The organism is Pantoea sp. UYEF8 (genome assembly GCF_040546285.1).
In the GTDB taxonomy this organism is placed as follows: domain Bacteria; phylum Pseudomonadota; class Gammaproteobacteria; order Enterobacterales; family Enterobacteriaceae; genus Pantoea; species Pantoea brenneri.
On the sequence record NZ_JBEPNM010000013.1, the window covers coordinates 129,281 to 135,450 of the forward strand.

2 protein-coding genes are annotated in these 6,170 nt (G+C 55.8%); both read left to right on the forward strand.

Features of this window, described 5'->3' with window-relative positions:
- Window positions 1-3 precede the first annotated feature (3 nt).
- A complete protein-coding gene (locus ABIB18_RS20165; RefSeq protein ID WP_354475428.1) occupies window positions 4-6,108 on the forward strand; it encodes a two-partner secretion domain-containing protein in 6,105 nt (2,034 codons plus the stop codon).
- 1 nt (window position 6,109) lies between these two features.
- A partial coding sequence (locus tag ABIB18_RS20170; protein ID WP_225385476.1) for a hypothetical protein occupies window positions 6,110-6,170 on the forward strand: 61 nt, incomplete at its 3' end.

The window sequence follows — 6,170 nt, forward strand, 5'->3', positions numbered from 1 at the left end:
ATTATGGATAATCGTCAACCCGTTTCACTGTCACGCCGTCTGCTCAGTTATCTGGTATGTGGTCTGGTCGCCTTTCAGCCGCTTTTGCCTGCTTTTTCAGCGGCCATTACGCCTGTCACCCCAGGGACAAAACTGGATGCGGCGGCTAACGGCGTGCCGGTGCTCAACATCGCGACGCCGAACGGCGCGGGGATTTCCCATAATCAGTACCAGCAGTACAACGTCGGGCAGGAAGGACTGATCCTGAATAATACCACCGGCCAGCTTAATTCAACGCAACTCGGCGGTCTGATCCAGAACAACCCCAATCTGAAAGCGGGCCATGAAGCGCAGGCGATCATCAATGAAGTCACCGGCGCGAACCGATCACAGCTGCAGGGCTATACCGAAGTGGCGGGCAAAGCGGCCAATGTGATGGTCGCCAACCCTTACGGCATTACCTGTAACGGCTGCGGCTTCATCAACACGCCGAACGTCACGCTTACCACCGGTAAACCGCAGCTGGATGCAAACGGCAATCTCTCTTCTCTGGATGTCACTAAAGGCTCGATCACCGTTGAAGGCAAAGGACTGGACGGCAGTCAGAGTGATGCGCTGTCAATTATTGCGCGCGCCACCGAAATCAACGCCGGTATTCACGCCAAAGATTTAACGGTCACAACCGGGGCCAACCGCGTCGGTGCGGATGGTTCCGTAACGCCGATTGCCGGTGAAGATGCAGCACCGTCGGTGGCGGTGGATACCGGCGCGCTGGGCGGCATGTATGCCAACCGTATTCACCTGGTGTCGAGCGAGAAGGGCGTCGGGGTAAATCTCGGCAATCTGGTGGCTAAACAGGGTGATATTCAGCTGGATGCCAGCGGCAAACTGGTGATCAATAACAGCCTGAGCAGCGGGGCACTTACGGCGAAAGCAACTTCGGTAACGCTGACCGGCGAAAACAAAGCGTCCGGTCAAATCACCGTAGCTGCGCAACAGGATGCCACGTTAAGCGGCACTAAGCTGGTCAGTGATGCCGGCATTACCGTCTCGGCAACGGGAAGTCTGACATCCGGCAACAGCAGTATCACTGCCGGACGCGGCATTAAGCTGAATGGCGCATCCATCACCGCAGATAAGCTCGCTATCGCTAATGCAGGCGACGATATCCGGCTTCAGGCGCAAAGTCAGCTCAGCAATAGCGGTCAGTTTACCGCCGGCAAAACCCTGTCGGCGACGGCACAGCAGGTCAATAATGGCGGCATGCTTACCGGCAGCGCAACCAGCGTAAACGCGGCTACATTGCAAAACAGCAGCGGTGCAACGATCGCTGGCTCCGGCAGCCTGACGTTCAGTGGACATGATCTGCTGAACCAGGGGGTAATTTCAGCCCCTGTGCTGACAATAGACAGCGTCACAACCAGCAACCACGGCCTGCTACAGGGCACGAATGCGCTCAGCTTTACCGGAAACAGCTTCCATAATCAGGCAGGCGGTACGCTTAGCTCAAACAACAGCTTTGCACTCAACCTGCCGGATCTCAATAACAGCGGGCTTATCTCCAGTGGGGCGACGCTGTCACTGGGCGGCCAGAATCTGACCAACAATGGCGAAATAAACGCAGCGGATCTTACAGCGTCTACTGCCCATCTGATCAACCAGCAGGGCGGATCGCTGTTGGCGGAGCATACGCTGCAGCTGACCAACGATTCACTCAGCAATAACGGAAAAGTGACGGCTACGCAGTTGGGCCTTAGCAGTGCAGAGGTGGACAATAACGGGACGCTACAGGCAAAGCAGGCGATCCAGACTGCAGGCGAGCGGTTAACCAACAGCGGCAGGATAGTCAGTGACGGTCAGCTGGCGATCACCTCAGGCAATCTGCTGAACAGCGGCATGCTGCAGGGGCAGCAGCTAACGTTCCGGACAAACGACTGGCAGAATAGTGGCAATGTGCTGAGCCTGGGTGACGCTGATCTTATCGCCGCGACGCTGAACAACACGGGCAGCATCCTGAGCCGGCAAGCACTGCAACTGGCTGGCGCATCCACAGACAACGACGGGCTGATTCAGGGCACGCACGCGCTGCGTTTCAGCGCTGGCCGCCTGATTAACCGCGGCAATGGCACCGTCAGTTCAGACAACAGCTTTGCGCTTAATCTGCCGGAATTCACTAACTACGGATTGATAACCAGTGGCGCCTCGCTGACGCTGGATGGCAATAGCCTGACCAATGCTGGTGAAATCAACGCCACCGATATCACCGCAAATAACGTTAATCTCATCAACCGGCCGTCTGGTCTGCTGCTGGCCGATCACGATCTGAATCTAAAGAATGCCTCACTGGATAATGCCGGCCAGATGGCAGCAGATCGGCTCAGTATTAACAGTGGCGTAGTAGACAACAGTGGGATGTTGCAGGGTAAGCAGTCTCTGCAAACTCACGGTCAGCAGCTGACCAACAGCGGAACGTTACTCAGTGGCGGCCAGCTAACGACCGCGGCCGATCGGCTCGATAACAGTGGGTTGTTGCAAGGTCAGCAGCTAAAACTGACGGCCCGCGACTGGCTGAATCGGGGTAATGCCTTAAGTGCGGCCGACGCTGAACTGACAGCAGAGACGTTAAGCAACAGCGGCAAAATACTTGGTCAGCAGCAGGTTCAGTTGCAGGCTGGCAAGACGGATAACAGTGGCTGGCTGATGGCCCAGGTTCTCACGTTACAGAGTGATTTAATTAACAGCGGCCTGATTCAGGGAAATAACGCGTTTACGTTGAAAGGCGATCGGCTCGTCAACCAGACCAGCGGACAATTGCTTACCGCCGGTAACCTGCAAGCCCAGGCCACCACGCTGGATAACCAGGGTTCACTGCAGGCCAGTCAACTCGGCCTGACGCTGCAAAATTTAAACAATGCGGGCAGCGCGCGGGCGGACGCGCAGTTTACTGCCGACGTTAGCGGATCGCTGGTAAACAGCGGCACGCTGTTAAGCGAACACAACCTCGACCTGCTCAGCAGCGAAATCAGCAACAGCGGCTCCCTGGCTGCAGCTCGCCTCAGCGTTACCGCAGCACAGCTGACCAATGCAGGCTTGCTGCAAGGCAACCGTGCGCTGATGCTGGACAGTAAAAATATTATTAATGCCAGCGGCGGCCAGCTGATTAGCGGCAGCGATCTTGATCTTGCTCCGGCTGAGCTGACTAATAACGGACTGCTTCAGGTCGCTGGCAACTTTAGCCTCACTGGACGCGACTTTAGCAACAGTGGTCAGCTCACGGCCGCCAGCATCAATGCCCAGCTGAACGGCACGCTGAACAACAACGCCGCAGGGTTGTTGTTAGCGCAGCAGCGGGCTGAGTGGCACGCTGACAGGCTGGACAATGCCGGTACGTTTACGGCTCAGCAGCTTAGCGCAACCGGTGATACGTTGAATAATCAGGGGTTATTGCAGGGTGATGCCGGTGTTTCCGGCGACTTCCGTCAGCTCAACAATCTCAGCGCGGGTCAGATACTTAGCGGTGGCGAACTCATGCTGAAGGGCGTCACTGCCAGCAATCAGGGTGTCTGGCAAGGCAATAATCTCACTTATCATTTCGACTCGTTGACTAACAGCGGCACGGTGAACGGGTTTGCGTCACTGAGTGGATCGTCTGACGGGCTGCTGGATAACCGCGGCGATCTGCGCTCAGGCGGCAGCGCCACGCTTGCGGCATCCACTCTGCTCAACAGCGGTAAAATGATGGCGGATAACCTGGACCTTCGCGGGGATACGCTGGAGAACCGCGGGTTGTGGCAGGGAAGCGCGGCACTGGATATCCAGGCTAACGGTACGTTGGCTCAATATGCCAGCGGTAAAGCACTGACGGCTGGCGATCTGTGGTTGCAGGCTACCCGTCTGGATACGGCAGGGACGTTACAGGGCGATAACCTGCACATCAGCGCCGGTAGCTGGCAACATCAGGGTTCTCTGCTGAGCAGCAGCGGCCTGATGGCGTCGGTTAGCGGTGAGTTAAGTAATAGCGGTGAACTGCTGTCACAGGGAACAGCACAGGTTAATGCTCAAAGCCTGGTAAACAAAGGATCGTTACTGGCAGAAAAAGCCGTAAATCTTAACGGTGGTGCGCTTAATAACAGTGGTACCGTGCAGGGCGATACGCTAACCATTACCCCGGCGAACGTCACTAATCAGGGCAGTCTGATTGGACTGCAATCGCTGACGCTTGCCCCAGCCCAGACCCGTAACTTGCGGATGCTAGTCGCACAGGCTCAGCCAGCGCGCATGATAACCAATAATGCGGGCGGCAAACTGCTAACCCAGGGAACGCTGCAACTCCAGGGTGACGCGGTCACTAATAACGGAACATGGCAGGGCCAGCAAATTCTGCTGGATGCCACCAGCCTGACTCATGGCGGCGCGATCCAAAGCGCTGACGGCCTGCAACTCACTCTCAGAGATACCCTTACCTCCACTGCAGGCAGTAAAATTACCGCTAATGGCACCGCAACGCTCAATGCGCTCAACTTCGCTAATCAGGGACAGTGGATAGCCCAAAACCTGTCGTTGCAGGGCGTAACGCTTAATAATGGTGGTGCTATTTCAGGCGTTAATGCACTCGGCGTCACCCTCAGCGACGCATTAACCCAGCAGCAGAACAGCTCACTATTAACCGGCGGCAAGCTGGCGTTGCAGGCAGCGGCGGTTAACAACGGCGGACAGATACAGGGTAAAGAGCTGATACTGACCAGCGGTGCGGTTGATAACAACGGTCGCTTACAGGGCGACAGCAGCCTGCTGCTGACGGCCAGCGGTCGGCTAACCAACAATGCCAACGGCATTCTGCTCAGTCAGAACGGACTGACCCTCACCACACCTGAACTTTATAACTATGGGCTGATTCAGGGCGCCACCAGCCGCATCACCGCATACGGACTGGCCAACAATAGCGGCAAACTACTTTCTTCTGCCGACATCACGCTGACCACGCCGCAGTTAACCAATAGCGGCTGGTTACAGGCCGCTCAACTGATACTTAATGCCGATAATGCCAGCAACAGCGGTACGCTGCTGGCGGATCAACAGGGTACGCTGACCGGCACACAATTACAGAATCAGGGCACCGCGCAAGGCGGCAATCTGACGGTAAATTATGCGCAGCTGACTAACGGTGGCACGCTGCTGGGCGTCAACCAGCTCAACGTTAAAGCCTCACAGGTGACGCAGCAAGCGAGCGGTAAATTGTTCAGCGGCGGCAATTTGCTGCTTGAAAGCCACGGGTTTGACCAGCTTGGTCAGGTTGTGGCGCTGGGCGATGCCGCCCTGCAGTTAGTTAACGGTTTTACCAGCCGTAATATTCTGGCAGCAGGAAATCACCTCTCCATCGTCAGTAACGGTGCGATTGATAATCAGGCAACCCTGCAGGGTCAGGCGGTGACGCTAAGTGCCGGCGGCGATCTGACCAATAACGGTCAAATCACCACCGGCACCGGCGACAGTAGCCTTAGCGGCAGTCGTATTATGATGAACGGCGCAGGTACGCTTCAGGGTGGCGGGAACGTAACCCTTACCAGCCGCAGCGATGTCGATCTTAATGGCTTTACCGGCACGCGCGGCAATCTCACCATCACTTCCCCCGGCAATATCGTCAACACCGCACTGCTGTACGCCGGACAGAATCTGTATCTGTTCGCTAACAGCATTCGTAATCAGCAAGCCGATATCTTAGCTGGCAACAGCCTATGGATGCAGCGCGATGCAACGGGCAATGCTAATGGCGAGGTGGTTAATAACTCCGGAACGATTGAGACCCAAAACGGCGATATTACAATCAATACCGGACATTTGCTGAATACGCGGGAGGGGCTGAACGTTACTCAGACCAGTCAGGTATTACCCACGCATGAGGGGGTAGGTAATGCCACGATAAGAGTTAATGTCAGTGAGCTTCCTGACGGTTCTTATGGCTACTACACGACTAAAACCTATACAGAGAGTGGTGGTGGTTGCTCCGGCGCTGATGGCGGCTGCTCTGTGCACACCACAATCAAAAACTATTACGCACCTTTTGCAGCAGCCACTACTCAAAAGTTCGCCCTAAGTAGGGCTTTGTTGAATAAATCGAACTTTTGCTGAGTTGAAGGATCAGATCACGTATCTTCCCGACAACGCAGACCGTTCCGTGGCAAAGCAAAAGT